The organism is Blautia sp. ZXY-1-B12 (genome assembly GCF_056339915.1).
Genome location: NZ_JBWJVP010000264.1, coordinates 37881 through 55944 on the forward strand (window position 1 = coordinate 37881; position 18064 = coordinate 55944).

17 protein-coding genes are annotated in these 18064 nt (G+C 43.2%); 2 read left to right on the forward strand and 15 right to left on the reverse strand.

The annotated features are described in order from the left end of the window. Nucleotides 1-130 precede the first annotated feature (130 nt). From AC075L_RS18730 to AC075L_RS18740, 3 genes are all read right to left on the reverse strand, one after another. On the reverse strand, nucleotides 131-1639 hold the full coding sequence (locus tag AC075L_RS18730; RefSeq protein ID WP_343099858.1) for a hypothetical protein: 1509 nt from the start codon (nucleotides 1637-1639) through the stop codon (nucleotides 131-133). 504 nt (nucleotides 1640-2143) lie between these two features. After that, entirely contained in the window at nucleotides 2144-3154 is a 1011-nt protein-coding gene (locus AC075L_RS18735; protein ID WP_008707497.1) for a GGGtGRT protein, read from the reverse strand. Nucleotides 3155-3172: 18 nt separating this feature from the next. After that, nucleotides 3173-3865, reverse strand: coding sequence for an iron-sulfur cluster assembly scaffold protein (locus AC075L_RS18740; protein WP_008707498.1), 693 nt, complete (start codon nucleotides 3863-3865; stop codon nucleotides 3173-3175). Between the two features lie 252 nt (nucleotides 3866-4117). On the opposite strand from AC075L_RS18740, the gene AC075L_RS18745 reads away from it, so the two are divergent. Then, a complete protein-coding gene (locus AC075L_RS18745; RefSeq protein ID WP_008707499.1) occupies nucleotides 4118-4858 on the forward strand; it encodes a TraX family protein in 741 nt (246 codons plus the stop codon). A gap of 107 nt (nucleotides 4859-4965) precedes the next feature. Here the strand turns inward: AC075L_RS18745 and AC075L_RS18750 are convergent, their stop codons facing one another. The 11 genes from AC075L_RS18750 to AC075L_RS18800 form a co-directional block, all read right to left on the reverse strand. Beyond that, nucleotides 4966-5637, reverse strand: coding sequence for an LbetaH domain-containing protein (locus AC075L_RS18750; protein ID WP_008707500.1), 672 nt, complete (start codon nucleotides 5635-5637; stop codon nucleotides 4966-4968). Nucleotides 5638-5699: 62 nt separating this feature from the next. Further along, the gene (locus tag AC075L_RS18755; RefSeq protein WP_055053707.1) at nucleotides 5700-7880 is read right to left on the reverse strand and encodes a DNA topoisomerase; all 2181 of its coding nucleotides are present in this window, start codon (nucleotides 7878-7880) and stop codon (nucleotides 5700-5702) included. Between the two features lies 1 nt (nucleotide 7881). Then, on the reverse strand, nucleotides 7882-8637 hold the full coding sequence (locus tag AC075L_RS18760) for a formate/nitrite transporter family protein (RefSeq protein WP_008707502.1): 756 nt from the start codon (nucleotides 8635-8637) through the stop codon (nucleotides 7882-7884). Nucleotides 8638-8886: 249 nt separating this feature from the next. Further along, nucleotides 8887-9924 (reverse strand): selenide, water dikinase SelD, encoded by a 1038-nt coding sequence (selD, locus tag AC075L_RS18765; protein WP_008707503.1) that lies wholly within the window; start codon nucleotides 9922-9924, stop codon nucleotides 8887-8889. 246 nt (nucleotides 9925-10170) lie between these two features. Continuing rightward, nucleotides 10171-10407, reverse strand: a complete 237-nt coding sequence (locus tag AC075L_RS18770; RefSeq protein WP_008707504.1) for a putative Se/S carrier protein — start codon at nucleotides 10405-10407, stop codon at nucleotides 10171-10173. A gap of 64 nt (nucleotides 10408-10471) precedes the next feature. Continuing rightward, on the reverse strand, nucleotides 10472-11557 hold the full coding sequence (gene asd, locus AC075L_RS18775) for an aspartate-semialdehyde dehydrogenase (protein WP_008707510.1): 1086 nt from the start codon (nucleotides 11555-11557) through the stop codon (nucleotides 10472-10474). Between the two features lie 136 nt (nucleotides 11558-11693). Beyond that, nucleotides 11694-13073, reverse strand: a complete 1380-nt coding sequence (argH, locus tag AC075L_RS18780) for an argininosuccinate lyase (RefSeq protein WP_118593010.1) — start codon at nucleotides 13071-13073, stop codon at nucleotides 11694-11696. A gap of 365 nt (nucleotides 13074-13438) precedes the next feature. Continuing rightward, nucleotides 13439-14068 (reverse strand): epoxyqueuosine reductase QueH, encoded by a 630-nt coding sequence (locus tag AC075L_RS18785; RefSeq protein ID WP_118330344.1) that lies wholly within the window; start codon nucleotides 14066-14068, stop codon nucleotides 13439-13441. 69 nt (nucleotides 14069-14137) lie between these two features. Then, nucleotides 14138-15052 carry a phosphatidylserine decarboxylase gene (locus AC075L_RS18790; RefSeq protein ID WP_118593009.1) on the reverse strand — a complete coding sequence of 305 codons (915 nt, stop codon included), beginning with the start codon at nucleotides 15050-15052 and terminating at the stop codon, nucleotides 14138-14140. Between the two features lie 83 nt (nucleotides 15053-15135). Further along, nucleotides 15136-15756, reverse strand: coding sequence for a CDP-alcohol phosphatidyltransferase family protein (locus AC075L_RS18795; RefSeq protein WP_118341815.1), 621 nt, complete (start codon nucleotides 15754-15756; stop codon nucleotides 15136-15138). Nucleotides 15757-15767: 11 nt separating this feature from the next. Beyond that, nucleotides 15768-16799 (reverse strand): lysylphosphatidylglycerol synthase transmembrane domain-containing protein, encoded by a 1032-nt coding sequence (locus tag AC075L_RS18800; protein WP_055058255.1) that lies wholly within the window; start codon nucleotides 16797-16799, stop codon nucleotides 15768-15770. A 263-nt stretch (nucleotides 16800-17062) separates the two neighbouring features. Here AC075L_RS18800 and AC075L_RS18805 point away from each other — a divergent pair, with 263 nt between their 5' ends. Beyond that, nucleotides 17063-17830 carry an ABC transporter ATP-binding protein gene (locus AC075L_RS18805; RefSeq protein WP_476388014.1) on the forward strand — a complete coding sequence of 256 codons (768 nt, stop codon included), beginning with the start codon at nucleotides 17063-17065 and terminating at the stop codon, nucleotides 17828-17830. A 33-nt stretch (nucleotides 17831-17863) separates the two neighbouring features. On the opposite strand, the gene AC075L_RS18810 is transcribed toward AC075L_RS18805, so the two are convergent. Continuing rightward, the coding region (locus AC075L_RS18810) for a hypothetical protein (RefSeq protein ID WP_476388015.1) at nucleotides 17864-18064 on the reverse strand (201 nt) is incomplete at its 5' end.

An 18064-nucleotide genomic window follows, 5' to 3' on the forward strand; every position in this document is an offset into this window, starting at 1 on the left:
TTTTCTTCTGCTGTCTGGTAGCTCTCTTTCTGTTTTTCAGGTTTTGTAAAGTCAACTTTACAGAATTTACTTTTCTCTTTCTCAAACCAATTTAAACTTTTCTAAACAAGGGGCAGTTGCCTGTTTCTTTTTATTTTACCCTGATTCTTCTTCCCCAGGATACCCAGTCTCCGTAAGCTTTCCTTCCGTTAGTTTTGGCCCATGGGCGGACTCTCAGAGTATAGGTTCCAGGCTTCACGCCTGTAATCCTTGTATAGGTTGTCCGATTGTTCCGTTTATATACGGTGGTTCCGCCTGTAGATCTCAGTTCCATATCTGCTCTTGCAAATCCTTTTGGTACGCCAACTGTTACAGCCACAGCTCCTTTACTTGTTTTTACAGTTTTAATCTTCACCCTCTCTGTGGGAATTCCGTTCTTTACTACTACTTTTACTGGATAACTCCATGCCCCAAACCTTTTCCCGGACACATTTCCATCATAATAATCCCTGTTGTACGCATGGATTCCCAGATAATACGTGCCGTTTTTTACATTTGTGAAGGTGATGGTCTTTGCATCCTGATTCTTCGCCACCTTCACATAATTCTCAGGTCTGTCAACCCAGCTTTTCTTTGTCAGAACCGCATCGAAACCTTCGCTGTTTGCGCAGTCATAAGCCACTGCCTTAATAGTTGACCCCTGTACTTTCACATCTTTTATCGTTGCTCCTTCCGGATAAGGCGGTGCAATATGAGGACAATTCTGGGAAATTATATAAGATAATTCTATTCCTCCTGTGATGGAAACCTTAAAAATATCAGTAGCTACCTGTTCTTCTGCTTTCGGAAAAACCTGAATTATCGTATTTTCCCCCGGCATAACAACTCCCGTGTCTTCGTCAATATAGAACCATGCCCTGAAATGTTCCGTATCCTCAAAATCAACTGTGACAGGTTTTTGCCCATTGTTGCATATTGTAATCAACCGTGATGGGCACATCAACATATCCGGCTCTGGTTCTACATCATCCCATGAATCGTACTCTTCCTGAGTAATTGTGAGAAATCTCGTACCACTATTTGGTACACAGTTAACCTCGTAATCCTCCTCTGATTCCCCACGAACGAGAACCCGTATCCTGCACTCTGCCTGAATTCCTTCTTCTGTTTCCATGACAAAAGTTTCTTCATGAATCCCCTGAGAAAGATTTGGCTTTACATAAATATCCACTGCAACAGCTTCTCCGGGCTTAACCTTATTCCCAACTTTCATCGGAAGTCTTCCCTCATATAATAATGGATGCTCTAAATGTTCAAGTCTAAAATCATTCAATTCTGAAATGGATTTGATCTGCCAGCTCTCTGTACCTGTATTTTTTATCTCTAGCCTTTCCCAACCGCCGCCGTTTACTCCAGCCTGTCCCAAATCAAGGATTTCACTAGAAACTGTCGCCTCATATTTCTCATATCTCATTTCACTGTCTGAATCCACAGTATCCTCGAAAATAGCTGAAGCTTCCGATACATCGCCTTCCTGCTCTGTGGTTTCCGAAATAAATGTTTCCTCTCCAGCAGAAAAATCGGCTGCCAATACCGGCTGACCGGTAACGATCACAGCAGAAAGAAACAGCGATAAAAATGTTTTGCCTCTCCTTCTCATAATACTTTGCCTTCTTTCCATCATTATACCTCGTTATTATGTTACGTTTATGTTAACAATTGTATCATATATGTAATATTTTTTCAACAATCTTTTTTTATTTAACATATTTAACTATGCAGAAAAAGCGGCTTGAAAAGCCGCTTTTTTCTACCTTCATCCATACCATTACTGGTACCGACTTGTGGTTCACTACACTTGGCGGTAAATACCCGTGACTTGGACTTTCACCAGTAAGATTAGTGCCATGCTCGGCACACTAGAAAAAATGCCGTAACCCTTGTGGTTGCGGCATTTCTTTTCCTGTGATCGGCTCTTCTTTTTGTTTCCTTCGCTCTGTTGCCTACTTGTTACCTACCTGTTTGCCTATCTTGCCATTTTCAAGGCTTCTCACCGTGTCTCAAATTACTTTCTCATTTTTTGATCTAAACTAAGAAAAGTACCGCAGCCCTTGGAACTACGGTACTTTCTAGGTTTGTTGACTCTTTGATTAAAAAGGTTTGATTAGAACTTTCCAGCCTTAGCAGCTTCCTCAATGGAAACAGCTACTGCAACTGTCATACCAACCATCGGGTTGTTACCAGCGCCGATGAGACCCATCATCTCTACGTGAGCCGGTACGGAAGAAGAACCAGCGAACTGTGCATCAGAGTGCATACGTCCTAATGTATCTGTCATACCGTAGGAAGCTGGACCTGCTGCCATGTTGTCCGGGTGAAGTGTACGTCCTGTACCACCACCGGAAGCAACTGAGAAGTATTTCTTACCTGCTTCAAGACGTTCTTTCTTGTATGTACCTGCAACCGGATGCTGGAAACGTGTCGGGTTTGTGGAGTTACCTGTGATAGAAACGTCAACGTCTTCTTTCCACATGATAGCAACACCTTCCGGAACGCTGTTAGCGCCGTAGCAGTTAACTTTTGCACGAAGTCCTTCGGAGTATGCTTTTCTGAATACTTCTTTAACTTCGTTCTTGTATGGATCGTATTCTGTCTCTACATATGTAAAGCCGTTGATACGGGAGATGATCTGAGCAGCATCTTTTCCAAGACCGTTCAGGATAACACGTAATGGTTTCTGACGAACTTTGTTAGCTTTCTCAGCGATACCGATAGCACCTTCAGCTGCTGCGAAGGACTCATGTCCAGCCAGGAAGCAGAAGCACTCTGTTTCTTCTTCAAGAAGCATCTTGCCAAGGTTACCATGTCCAAGACCTACTTTACGTGTATCAGCAACGGATCCAGGAATACAGAATGCCTGAAGTCCTTCACCGATAGCTGCTGCTGCATCTGCTGCTTTCTTGCATCCTTTTTTGATTGCGATTGCAGCACCTACTGTATATGCCCAGCAAGCGTTCTCGAAACAGATTGGCTGAATGCCTTTGATCTGATCGTATACATTAAGACCTGCGTCTTTTGTGATTTTCTCAGCTTCTTCGATAGAAGCAATGCCATAGCTGTTTAAAACAGAATTGATCTTGTCAATTCGTCTCTCATATGATTCAAATAAAGCCATTTCCTGTTACCTCCTAAATTATTCTTTTCTTGGGTCGATAATTTTAACAGCGTCTGCAACACGGCCATACTGACCTTTTGCTTTTTCCCATGCAGTATTCGGGTCATCGCCTTTTTTGATGAAATCAGTCATTTTTCCAAGGCTTACGAACTGATATCCGATGATCTCATCATCTGCATCAAGAGCAATACCTGTTACATAACCTTCTGCCATTTCAAGGTAACGAGGTCCTTTTTTCAGAGTTCCATACATTGTACCAACCTGAGAACGAAGTCCTTTACCAAGGTCTTCAAGTCCAGCACCTACTGGAAGTCCTTCTTCTGAGAATGCAGACTGTGTACGTCCATAAACGATCTGAAGGAAGAGTTCTCTCATAGCTGTATTAATCGCATCACAAACTAAGTCAGTGTTCAGTGCCTCCATAACTGTAAGTCCCGGAAGAATCTCGGAAGCCATAGCTGCAGAATGGGTCATACCTGAACATCCGATTGTCTCAACCAGCGCTTCCTGGATGATACCCTCTTTAACATTTAATGTAAGCTTGCAGGCACCCTGCTGTGGTGCACACCAGCCAACACCGTGTGTAAGACCGGAAATGTCTTTGACTTCTTTTGCCTGTACCCATTTAGCTTCTTCTGGGATTGGAGCGGCGCCATGATGAACGCCCTGTGCAACTGGGCACATTTCTTCTACTTCGCGTGAATAAATCATTGTAAAACTCCTTTCAAGTATAGATTAACTTCATGTTGTTATACTCTCCACTGTACAGAACTGCTGAATGAACTGCACAGGATAAAACTCCGATGTCTGCTGAATGACTTCAGAGGAGTATGCCTAACAACCTAGTGTTATTTTCTCACAAAAGTGCTGATTCGTCCAGTCATAAATTGTAAAATTTTTAACCATCTTTGATTTTTTTGTGGTAAAATAGTTCTAATTTCTATTAATGAAGGGATTTCTATTATGACAACAAAGTTACCTGCTTCCTTTCTCCCTGCAAAATTTCAGGTTCTGAGCGGAAGCGCTTTAAAATTAATTGCTATCACCCTGATGCTGATTGACCATACCGGCTTAATGATCCTGTATAATTATCCTGCCACAACTGCAACCCTTTTCAGTTTCGGTGGCGTGGATTACAGCTGGTATCGGATTTTCCGGGATATCGGCAGGGCCGCTTTTCCAATTTTCTGTTTTCTGTTAGTGGAAGGATTTCTGCATACACATAACCGTAAGAAATATGGCCTGAATCTGTTTCTATTTGCATGTATCTCTGAGATTCCATGGAACTTCATGTTTACCAACACCTGGAGATATGAAAAACAGAATGTATTTTTCACCCTGTTTCTGGGATACCTGGCATTCTGTGCCCTGGAATACTTCTGGGATAATCAGAAAATGCAGCTTGTCTGCGTGCTGGCACTGCTGACTGTCTCTGTGTTTCTGAAGGCAGATTACGGATGGCGGGGATTTGTATTCCTGCTGATCATGTACTGGTTCCGCAACGATAAAACCGCCCAGGCGATCATCGGAAGCTGCTGGCTTTACTATGAATGGAAAGCCTGCTTTGCTTTTCTTTCCATTAATATGTACAATGGTGAACGTGGATTTGTAAAAGGAAGATTTCTGAAATATGTTTTTTACTGGTTTTATCCGGTGCACATTACCATTCTGGTAATCCTGAGAAAACTTTTATTTCATATGTAATATCAGGTACAACAAATATCTTCTATCTCAGACAGACATAAAAATATAAAAGGGCAGGCTGTATGATTGAAATAATATCCTTCATACAACCTGCCTCTTCTATATTTTCAACTTCTCTTTTCTGCAATTTCTGTTTTTGACTTATAAATGTGATTTGCAGGTACGCAGCCTCTTACTGAGGAAAGTGGATAAATGTTGCAGCAGCGTCCGATCACAGTTCCGGGATTTAATACGGAACCGCATCCCACTTCTACGTTATCTCCAAGCATTGCGCCGAATTTCTTCAGACCTGTTTCAATCTTCTCGTCACCGTCTTTTACAACTACCAGTTTCTTGTCAGATTTTACATTGGAACAGATGGAACCTGCACCCATATGGGATTTGTAGCCGAGAACTGCATCGCCTACATAATTGTAGTGCGGAACCTGTACCTTGTTGAAAAGTACCGCATTCTTTAATTCCGTAGAATTACCTACTACTGCACCCTCACCTATAATTGCTTTTCCGCGTATAAATGCACAGTGGCGTACTTCTGCTTCTTTACCTATGATGACCGGACCGTTGATGCAGGCTGTAGGTGCTACTTTGGCACTCTTGGCGATCCATACATCTTCTGACGGGTGGTCGTATTCTTCTTCACTTAAGGTCTGTCCCAGTTTCAGAATGAAATCTCCGATCTCCGGTAATACTTCCCATGGATATGTTTTTCCTTCAAATAAATCCTTTGCGATTGTTTCGTTCAGATCCAGAAGGTTTGCAATTGTAAAATCTTTTAACATAATATTTTCCTCTTTTCTCTCGCTATAATGACATGTTTTCTTTTATCTGTCACAAATGCACACTACTTTGAAGCAGACGGCTTTCTGCAGGTACGTGATCGTCCCGCTGCGGACGTTGATCTGCCTGTTGTTTTCGCACTGTTTTTTTCAGATGAATCCTTATAATTCACTGCTGCAGCATCAAAGAACTGTCTCAGATATGGCTGGATATTGCTGTCCTCCACCTGTCTGGTGCGAAGGCGCACAAAATGTTCCAGCTTATCCATATATTCCTGTTCTGTAATACTGCCCTCTGCCACATAATTCAGTCCTTTTTCCCAGCTTGCTGTCAGTTCTGGGTTCAGAAGCTGTCTGATGGAGCAGTTTACCACATCAAAGATCATCTCTCCAAGAAGGGTTGGAGTGATCACCTGGGTTTTCTTATTGAGTGCCAGATATTTGATATTGCACAGTTTCTTAAGAATTTCCGCTCTGGTGGCACTGGTTCCGATTCCGCAGCTTTTAATCTGGGCACGAAGCTCTTCGTCCTCGATCAGCTGACCTGCATTCTCCATTGCAAGAATCATAGAACCGGAATTATAACGCTTTGGCGGCGATGTCTCGCCCTCTTTGATACTCAGGCTGTCCACAGAGAGTATATCACCTTTTTTCAGGTTCTGCAATGCGGCAAGAAGTCTGGTATCACACGCCATATCCTCAGCCGAATCATCAGCTTTGTTCCCGCCGTTTTTTCCTGTATCCGGATCTTCCTCTTCACTTCCCTCATTGCCGGCTACGCCGGCTCTGTTCACACTGCTCATGGCATCTGCTGCTTTTCGCTTCGCAAAAGAATTTGTGGCAACTTTTAAGTACCCTTCATCCAGCAGTACTTTAAATGAAGAAAAGAAGCTCTCATTCTGAATTTTTGTCACAAGACTGATCTTCTGATATACTGCAGGAGGATAAAAAATACATACAAACCTTCTGACAATGGTCTCATATACACGCTGCGCAGTAAGAGAAACACTTCTCAATGCGTTTAAGCCCTGGCCTGTGGGTACGATTGCATAATGGTCTGTGATCTGCTTATCATTAACATATCTGGTCTTTGCCAGATTTTTGTAATTTCCCTGTTCAATAATGTGCTGTGCGATTTCCGCTGTATGTTCATAATTACGCAGTCCGGAAATATTCTTATAAATTTCCTTCGCAGCCGCAGTAGACAATACACGGGCATCTGTTCTGGGATAAGTGACCAGTTTCTTTTCATACAGTTCCTGCACGATTTTTAATGTCTCATCCGGGCTGATCTTGAACAACTTGGAGCACACATTCTGAAGCTCCGCCAGGTTAAATAAAAGCGGCGGATTCCTGTTCTCTTTTTTCCGCTCGATTTTCTCTACTGTACATTGCAACGGCTGACTTACCAACAGCTCCTGTATCAGTTTTTCAGCATAGGCTTTCTCTTTAAATCCGTTCTCTTTATACAGATAAGGAGTCTGGAAATATCTGCTGCCTTCCACAGCTCTCCACTCTCCCTCAAAGTTTTCTCCCTCAAGGGCAATGCTACTGAGTACGCGGTAAAACGGAGTTTTCACAAATGCACGGATCTCGCGCTCTCTTCGCACTACCATTCCAAGTACACAGGTCATAACCCGTCCTACGGAAATGGCCTGATATTTCGTATTTAAATAATTTGACACACTGTTTCCATAACGCAGTGTCAGTACACGGGAAAAATTAATTCCCATGAGATAGTCTTCTTTTGCTCGAAGATAGGCTGAAGCAGAAAGATTGTCATATGCTGACAAATCCTTTGCCTCTCTGATTCCTCTCATGATCTCTTCTTCTGTCTGAGAGTCAATCCAGACTCTCTTTTCTTTTTTTCCATGAACACCTGCCATCTGTGCCACCAGACGATAGATGTATTCTCCCTCGCGTCCGGAGTCGGTACACACGTAAATGGTGTCCACATCCTCACGGTTAAGCAGTCCTTTGACAATCTCAAACTGCTTCTGCACTCCGGGGATCACTTCATATTTAAATTCGCGCGGCAAAAAAGGCAGGGTATCTAAACTCCACCTTTTATATTTGATATCATATTTTTCCGGGTAGCTCATGGTGACCAGGTGTCCCACACACCAGGTCACCACGCTGTCCTGAGATTCCAGGTAGCCATCCCGTCTTTGTCCGTTGATTTTCAAAGCTTTTGCGAATTCCTGCGCCACACTGGGCTTTTCGGCTATGTATAAAGCTTTTGACATATTATTTATCTGCACTCATCTTTCTGAGCGGCCATGCCAGCAACAGGGCACCGCCCACCATATTTCCTAAAGTTACTACTACCATGCTCTTTACCATGGCTCCAAGGGATAATCCAGGTACCAGGCAGTATGCGGTAACAAAGATTCCCATATTTGCGATGCAGTGCTCAAATCCGCTTACAACGAATCCTGAGATACACATAACGATCATCAGGAATCTTCCTGCATCACTCTTTAATTTCATACCACAAAGCACGCCAAGACAGACGAAGAAGTTACAGAGCACTGCTCTGAAGAACATCTGTCCGAGCGGAATACTCAGTTTATTTCCAATGAATCCCGCAAAATAGTCTGCTGTTCCGGATGCTCCTGCACCTACAAACAACAATGCTAAAATTGCACATCCGACAAAGTTTCCAAGGTAGCTTACGCCCCATACCTTACCGGCCTCTTTCCAGCTTACCTGTTTATCATAGGCTCCGAACGCCATTACCATATTATTTCCTGTAAAAAGCTCGCCGCCTACGAAGCTGATCAGAAGCACTGCAATGGAGAATACTAATGCCCCCACAAATTTTCCCCATTCAGGCATGGTCTTGGAGAATACGTTTCCAACTACATTACTGTAGATCATAGCCACATCAATAAAAAATCCCGCCATGACCGCACGTATAAAGTACTTGAAAAAATTGGTATTCACCAGGTTACTCTTGGCTTTCGCCGCGTTTGACACTTTCTGTACATCTTCGTAATTCATAACTACACCTCCGCAATGTATTTTATTGAGAACATTATATCACCTGAATATCTGTTTCACAACCGAAATCGTCAAACAATTCAAGAATATTCATCAGATTTGTAATTATGTTCCATTATATTCGAAGATTTTTATAGCAATTCCATATACTAATGCAATCGAGACAGTTCGGCAGAATACAAAGGACAAGAAAGATATCTGCAGACATGCTGACGCAGGAGAAAATGTCTGAAAGTAAAGCTGATTTTTTTATTCAAATACAACTGCTTTATCCTGCAATTCTGTTACATATCCGATAACACCGCCGAAGATATCCATACCTGCAAGCTCTTCTGCAAGGGCATCGGCTTCTTCTGCCGGTACTGCAAGCAGAAGTCCGCCGGATGTCTGCGGATCAAATACCAGATCCTCCATCCAGAGTTCCTTAATCTCACTTCGTACTTCATCGCCTGCGAAGTCACGATTTCTGTATGCACCTTCAGGAATCAGCCCCATCTGTGCATACTCTTCAACACCCTCAATGATCGGAAGTTTCTCAGACTGGATCACCAGGGTTTTCCGGCTGCCTTTTGCCATTTCCAGACTGTGACCTGCAAGACTGAATCCTGTTACGTCGGTGCAGCTGTGGATCGTGTATTTAGATGCAATCTCTGCTGCATATTTGTTCAGCTTCGCCATGATTTTCTGAACTCTCTCAATTTCTTCCTGAGACGCCATTTCTGCCTTAATGGCAGTGTTAAGGATTCCACAGCCCAGCGGTTTGGTAAGAATAAGGATGTCTCCTTCTTCTGCGCCGTAATTTTTCCACATTTTGTCCGGATGCACATAACCAGTTACACAGAGTCCGTATTTCGGTTCTTTATCATTGATAGTATGCCCGCCTGCAAGGACTGCTCCGGCTTCCATGACCTTATCTGCACCGCCGCGCAGAATCTGCTCCAGTACTTCCGGACCAAGGCAGTTTGGAAATGCTACCACATTTAATGCCAGTTTCGGAACACCGCCCATTGCATAGACATCACTCAGTGCATTGGCTGCTGCGATCTGCCCGTACATATACGGATCATCCACTACTGGCGGAAAAAAGTCTACTGTATGGATCATTGCCAGTTCATCATTAATCTTGTATACTGCTGCATCATCTGATGTCTCCGGACCTACCAGAAGCATCGGATCTGTAAATTTCGGAAGTTTGCCTACTACCTGTGCCAGAACCTTCGGGCCAATCTTAGCACCGCATCCGGCTGCACTGGCAAGCTGTGTAAGACGCACTTCATTTTTTTTCATTTCATTTCCCATAAGTCAGTTCACCCCAATTGATCTCCATATTCAGAATCTCCTCGTAACTGTTCAATACTTTCGTTACTGTAAACGGAGTGAACAGTAACGTACTTTCACAGCCGACAGACTGCCGAATAGTTACATATCTTCTATAACAAGAGATTCAGTGCTATCATTGTATCATGTTTTCACATATCCGTCAAAATGTGAACCGTTTACCATATATCAGGTGTTCCTATAAATCTTTCCATTTTACGCAAGAATCCTATAAATCTTTTCATATTCCAGATCCTGTTCCTTCATATAGGAAGCTGTTTCTTCTTCGTTCTGTTCCCCACATTTCCACGCAAGGCCGCAGGAAGCTGATATTTCTCTTGGCACAGGGATCAGTCTGCCTGTAAATTTGTTTTTCTTACATTCCCTTTCCATGGCAATTGCCTGAGTGGTAGTTTCAAAAGTCACCACTGTTGTCAGAACTTTTTCTTTCATAATCCGTCGTGTCCTCATAAAAAGAGGCACCGTTACCGGCACCTCTTTTATTATTTTCTATAAATTATTTCGCCTGGATATATCCTTTTGCTTTTAAGGTTTCAGCACAGAGAACTGCTCCGCCTGCTGCACCTCTGACTGTATTGTGGGAAAGTCCTACGAATTTCCAGTCATATACGGTGTCTTCACGAAGACGTCCTACAGATACGCCCATGCCATGTTCGAAGTTTACATCCTCTGTAACCTGCGGACGGTTGTCCTCTTCCAGATACTGGATGAACTGCTTCGGAGCACTTGGAAGTTCTAATTCCTGTGGAAGTCCCTTGAACTCTACTAATGCTTTGATAAGCTGCTCTTTAGTAGGGTTCTTACGGAATTTAACGAATACAGCTGCTGTATGTCCGTTCAGTACCGGTACACGGATACACTGGCATGTGATAACCGGTTCTGTAGCAGGTTTGATCACACCGTCTTCTACTTTACCCCAGATTCTTAATGGCTCTTTCTCACTCTTCTCTTCCTCGCCGCCGATGTATGGGATGATGTTTCCAACCATTTCCGGCCAGTCCTTAAATGTCTTACCTGCTCCGGAGATTGCCTGATATGTAGTAGCAACTACTTCATATGGCTCGAACTCTTTCCATGCAGTTAATACAGGAGCATAACTCTGGATAGAGCAGTTTGGTTTAACAGCGATAAATCCGCGTGTTGTTCCGAGACGTTTCTTCTGGGATTCGATTACATCGAAGTGTTCCGGATTGATTTCCGGCACTACCATCGGTACATCCGGTGTCCATCTGTGAGCACTGTTGTTGGAAACAACCGGTGTCTCTGTCTTAGCATATTCTTCTTCGATCTTCTTGATCTCTTCTTTTGACATATCTACAGCAGAGAATACGAAATCAACTGTTGCAGCAACCTTCTCTACTTCGTTTACGTTCATAACAACAAGATTCTTGACACCCTCCGGCATTGGAGTATCCATTTTCCATCTTCCTCCAACTGCCTCTTCGTATGTCTTTCCTGCACTTCTCGGACTTGCAGCTACAGTTACAACTTCAAACCATGGATGATTCTCAAGCAGAGAGATAAATCTCTGACCTACCATACCTGTAGCACCTAAAATACCGACTCTAAGCTTTTCACTCATAATATCTTTCTCCTCTTTATCTTCTGCCCGCGTCTCTACCCTTTCGCGGACATTTTTATCCAGGTGTCCTTATATTGCGTACATCTGTCTTTCTTGTACATACTATAACAAACCAAAATAAATTGCAAGCATTTTTTTAATTTTCTTCCAGATATTTTTTGTTCTCAGCGATCACTTTCTCCATCACGTCAGGTCCCGGTGCACCGATGGTCATACGTTTTTCCACACAGGTTTTCATACTGATTGCTTCGTAAATATCGTTCTCGAATACCGGGCTGATGGCTTTATATTCTTCAAGAGGAAGTTCATCCAGAGAAATCCCTTTATCAATACAGGTAAGCACCAGACGGCCTACAATGCCGTGTGCATCGCGGAAAGGTACTCCATGATTTACCAGATAATCGGCTGCATCTGTAGCGTTTGTAAAGCCATTCTTTGCACTTGCTTCCATATTCTGTTTGTTGAACTGCATAGTGGAGATCATGCCCGTAAAAAGGGCAAGACATCCTTTTACAGTGTCAATGGCATCAAATGTAAGTTCTTTGTCTTCCTGCATATCTTTGTTGTATGCAAGAGGGATTCCCTTCATGGTTGTAAGGATAGATGTTAATGCTCCGTATACACGACCTGTTTTTCCTCTTACAAGTTCTGCGATATCCGGGTTCTTTTTCTGAGGCATGATACTGCTGCCTGTGCTGTAGGCGTCGTCAATCTCTACGAAGCGGTATTCATTGGAGTTCCACATAATGATTTCTTCGCAGAAACGGCTCATGTGCATCATAATTGTGGAGAATGCGGACAGAAGTTCAATCACATAGTCTCTGTCTGATACAGAGTCCATGCTGTTTCTGGTCGGACCGTCGAAACCGAGAAGCTGTGCTGTATATTCTCTGTCAAGTGGGTAGGTGGTTCCTGCCAGTGCACCTGCACCCAGAGGACAGGTATTCATTCTCTTACGGATATCTGCAAGTCTGCTTCTGTCACGTACGAACATTTCAAAGTATGCACCTACGTGGTGAGCCAGTGTGACCGGCTGCGCTTTCTGGAGGTGTGTGAAGCCTGGCATGTATGTGTGGACATTCTCTTCCATGATCTTCTGAAGTTCTTCGAGAAGTTTCTTTACCAGTTCGTCTGTCTCGTCAATCTCATCTCTTACATAGAGTTTCATGTCAAGGGCTACCTGGTCGTTACGGCTTCTTCCTGTGTGAAGTTTCTTGCCTGCATCACCGATTCTGTCGATAAGGTTTGCTTCTACAAAGCTGTGGATATCTTCGTATTCGGATGTGATCTCGAGTTTGCCGGATTTTACGTCTGCAAGGATTCCGTCAAGTCCTGCTTCGATCTGGTCTTTTTCTTCTGCTGTCAGGATTCCCTGTCTGGCGAGCATTGCTACGTGTGCTTTGCTGCCTCTGATGTCCTGCTCATAGAATTTCTGGTCAAAAGAGATGGATGCGTTGAAGTTATATACAAGTTTGTCTGTTTCTTTTGTGAAACGTCCGCCCCAAAGCTGTGCCATTGTGTTATTCCTCGTTTCTTCTTTATTTTTGGTATTATTGCTTTTACGTGTTAGTGTAACATATTTTTTCAGTATTGCAAAGTAGTTAGTTTGGAATCATTCAAAAGGTACGTGAAGAAAAAGAAGGTGTGTTGGGGCTTAGTTTCGGAACCCTGTAATTCTAAGGCATTCGGGAATCTGCTAAAACCATGAGCCGCCCTCTCAAACTCGCTCCGTTGCAAACTTCGCTCAGACACGTGAGACGGTCGGCTCATAACGCAGATTCCCGAATACCAAGAATTACAAGAACCCTCAAATGCGCCCCAACACACCTTCTTTTTCTTCACTGGGTATTGGCTATATGTTACATAATTGTGGTTACTGCTTTATTTTCTGTTTTCAGCCTCTCTTCGGGAATAGACGCAACCGCAGTAGTTCTGACGGTAGAGGTCGTATTCGTGGGATAGTTCGATGGAACGTTTGTAGCCGTTTTTTTTCTTGAAGTCGGATGGGAGGTGTTGGACGTGGTAGATTTCTGCCAGTTCTTCACCGATTTCGTTGATCTTGGCTGCGTTTTTCAGAGGGCTGATGGAAAGGGTGGTGGTAAAATAGTCATAGCCGCCCTCTTCTGCCAGTTTTGCTGCTTCTTCCATGCGGAGGCGGTAGCATTTGAAGCAGCGTTCGCCACCTTCGGGTACGTCTTCGAGGCCTTTTGCCATCTGGAAGAATTCCTGCGGGTCGTAGTGACCCTCTATCAGTTTGACAGGGTGTTCAAATTCCATGGAGTTTACAAGACGGGTAATTTCATGGACTCGTTTGCGATATTCTTCTTCCGGGTAGATGTTTGGGTTGTAGTAGAATACTGTGATGTTGAAATATTTCGACAGGTATTCCAGTACGTAACTGCTGCAGGGTGCACAGCAGCTGTGGAGAAACAGGCTTGGGATCTTGTTATCTTTTTGCGCCTGATCTATAAGTTTTTCCAGTTCTTTCTGATAGTTTCGTTTATTCAACAGTATTATTATATCCTTTCTGCATCTTCACAAATGCTTTTTATTATCTTTTAATAAAATGCGAATACCTGTTCAGGTATTCTCTATTGTGCCTTCGTAATGATTCTTTGTATTTTTTAACTTCCTGCACTCTCCTATTCGTTCGCCCATTTTTACGATAGTCTCATATCCCTCTTCTGTATTCTCGATCAGATCATAGGCAATACGGACTTTTCCCGGCTGGATGAGGAGGATTATTGTGGAACCTCCGAATTCGAAGTTGCCTTTTTCCTGGCCTTTCTTTACTGTGGCAGGATTTTTATGGAGATTTGTGATTTTTCCTACCATCATGGCGCCTACTTCCATCATGAGGATGGTTCCGAATTGTTTTGTTTTCAGCAGAGTGTATTCTCTGGCGTTTTCTTTGTAGATGGGATATACATCGTTTGCTGCAGGATTCACTGTGTGGAAAACGCCGGGCAGAGTTACATTCGCGGATTTTCTTCCATCTGCCACATAGCAGTAATGATGATAGTCATCTACTGTCAGTCTGAAAATCAGTGCATAGCCGCCTGTGTATCTCTCAGCAAGTGCTTTGTTCTTCAGAAGCTGTCCTGCTGTATATTCTGTATCTTTGATGCTGAAACGTGAGTCTGAGCTGATCCTGTGTACGGAAAGTTTTCCGTCACAGGGGCTGATCAGGATGTTTTCGCGCATATCAATCGGGCGTTCTTCTTTTCGGATGCGCCTTATAAAAAAGTCATTCCATGAAGAGAAGTTCTGTTTTTCGTAAATGCTCAGGTCAATCTTGTTGTTTTTTACAAAATCCGGTACAAATCTGGCAGAAAGTCTGGTGTTAAGCAGGACTCCCGCTGCCTTTGACACGAAAGGTCTGATCAGGAGTTTCAGGCAGAGTCTGCCACCCCGGTCATTATATAAATGCCGCAGGAATTTATCCTGCTCATTCTCTTCAATCGTGATATTTCCTTTTCTGTCAATATACTTCATTCGTATCTTCCCTCCATAAAAGTATAACCGCAGCCTCCCCGTTTCCCGGGAACCGCTGCGGCCAGTCAACAGTTATATTTATTTTATATCAAACGGAACATCTTCGCAAGTGCAAGTGCCACGACTGCAACCAGCAGGATACGTACCGGATTCTGAGGTTTTTTTACCTTGATATCCAGAATAAAAAGCAGTCCCACGATAATCACTGCAATATGTATCACGATCAGGAAATAGAGTCCGCAATATCTTCTCATCAGATAAAGGAACGGCAGGATGATCGCCATGGATGTGATCGGAAGCCCCTGATAATACTGTCTGTTCTCAGAAGTCTCATTCTGTCTCTTTGCTTCTGAAACATTAAAATATGCAAGGCGGATGACAGATGCCACACTGTAAAAAATAAGCGCCCCAATCCCCGCCGGTGTATTCACACCCAGACAGTAACAGATCATTGCCGGAAAAATACCAAAGCAGACCACATCACATAAGGAATCGATCTGAATCCCGAAATTCTTCTCATCATCCGTACGGTTCTTCTTTGTTCTGGCTATCTTTCCGTCAAACATATCACACAGTCCGGAAAGCGCCAGACAGAAAATCGCAACCTTAAAATCCCCCTCCAGAGCCCTGGTAATTCCAAATACGGAAATTCCCAGACTTATATAAGTCAATATTACCGTATAATCATAAATTCCTAAAAACATATTTTCTCCCCCTACTTTTCTTCTTGTTCTTTTCTTCCTATTATGAAATACGCCACGCAGGTCATCACTGCACTGATAAGCATCTGTGCATAATAGGAAATTCCTCTGCTGAGCAGCATTGCAGGAAGTAATGCTTCTCCGAAAACCGGTGCAAACATCACCAGATAAAGAGACTCACTGATTCCCATTCCTCCGGGTAAAGGCAGCATATCAACAGAGACAGATATGACAGACTGCAAAATCGTAAGGGTTATAATGGAATATCCATGAAATCCCAGCGAACGGTATACCCAGTATGTAACTGTAAATAACAAAATCCTCTGCGCCATAGTGATCAGTAACACTTTCAGGATCACCAGCTTGTGACTTGCCCAGAAAGCCGCAGTTTCATGATACTGATCCATAGACGCTTCCAGTTTCTCAAGCCGAGTTGTCTTTGGCTTAAGGAAACGGAAATGTTCAATAAGTTTCAAACCTTTTACCATGATCCATTTCGCCAGTCCAGGTGCAAATACAAGGATCATCATGAAAGTAACGCAGAAAATATTCAGACCTACACCCAGGTAAAACACCCACATGTACTGGCCAAGATATCCTTCCAGAAAGCCTCTGCCAAAAATCCAGATTACAATTCCGATCACTACCAGAACCGCTTTATAAGTAATCGTGACAATCATCAGGACCAGCGTAGTGACAGGAATCGGAAGTTTATCCTTTTTCATAAAATAAATCTGCATTGGCTGCCCGCCGGATGCAGACGGTGTGATACAGCTGAAAAAGAATCCCACAAAAGAATACAGAGCACAATGCCCCATCTTTACTTTTGCTCCGAGAGTCCGCATCATATAGAAGATAATTACAGACTCGCCAAGTATGAACAGTACCACACAAACCACGCTGATCAGTAAGTAAACCGGATCTGCCTGCCGTACTGTATGAATAATCTCTCCCAGATCCTCTCCCTTAAATACCATATATACGGTAATGGAAAATATAAGGATCAGAAAAATGGTGTTAAATATTGCTTTCTTTTTGTTTCTCATTTGCTTACACTTTCTTATGCAGTTTTTTACAGCATTCGTCTGATTTCTATACCCGATTCATGTATGTCGTAGTGTCTGATATATGTGTATTTCTGATATGAAACACATAGTAAACAGTAACGTATTCCTTACAGAACATTTGCCCTCAAATACTATAGCAGCAAAAATACTATAGTTTATCTATTATATCATACCCTGACATTTCTGCATATCATAAATTATGAAAATATTCGTTACTATTCACCGAATATGGAGGTATCTGTATGAAACCACTGCTGGATATTACAGATGTCAGTCTCTCCTACCACAGTTTATCAGGGGAAACCCCTGCCCTTTCTCATATATCCTTTCAACTGATGCCAGGTGAATTTCTCGCCATCGTCGGGCCGTCAGGCTGTGGAAAGTCCACGCTGCTGAATCTGATCTGTGGTCTGCTCCGGCCGGAACAGGGACAGATTCTTCTGGACGGCACGCCGGTAACTTCCGGTGACTGCCGTATCGGATATATGCTGCAAAAGGATCATCTGCTGGAGTGGCGGACAATTTATAAAAATGTTCTTCTCGGACTGGAAATCCGCAGGGAACTCACTGCCGAAAAACTTGCTTATGTAAATCAGCTTCTCTCAGATTACGGTTTGGACAAATTCCGCTCTGCTCATCCGTCTGAATTGTCCGGAGGAATGCGCCAGAGAGCTGCACTGATCCGTACTCTGGCATTAAAGCCGGAACTTCTTCTGCTGGATGAACCGTTCTCTGCACTTGACTCTCAAACCAGACTCAGCGTAAGTGATGATATCGGCAGAATCCTGCGTCAGGAAAAAAAGACTGCGATCCTTGTCACCCATGATATTTCAGAAGCGATGAGCATGGCAGACCGGGTTATCATTCTTTCTCCAAGGCCTGCCATTATTCGTAAGATTGTGCCAATTTGTTTTGATCTGGAGAACCGTACTCCTATGGCTTCCAGAAATGCGCCTGAATTTAAATCTTATTTCAATCTTATCTGGAAGGAGCTAAATCATGATGTCTGAAATCTCATATCATCAGCAACAGTATATCCGACATCAGAAAAGAGAAAAGAAACTTGTTCTTTTTTTGCGGATATTTATTCTTCTTTTCTTTCTGGTGTTGTGGGAAATCTCCGCCAGGACCGGGCTGATCGATTCTTTTATCTTCAGCAGTCCGGTAATGATCTGGCACAGCTTCTGCAGTATGTGCAGAGACGGCTCTATTTTTCCCCATCTCTCTGTTACAATTACGGAAAC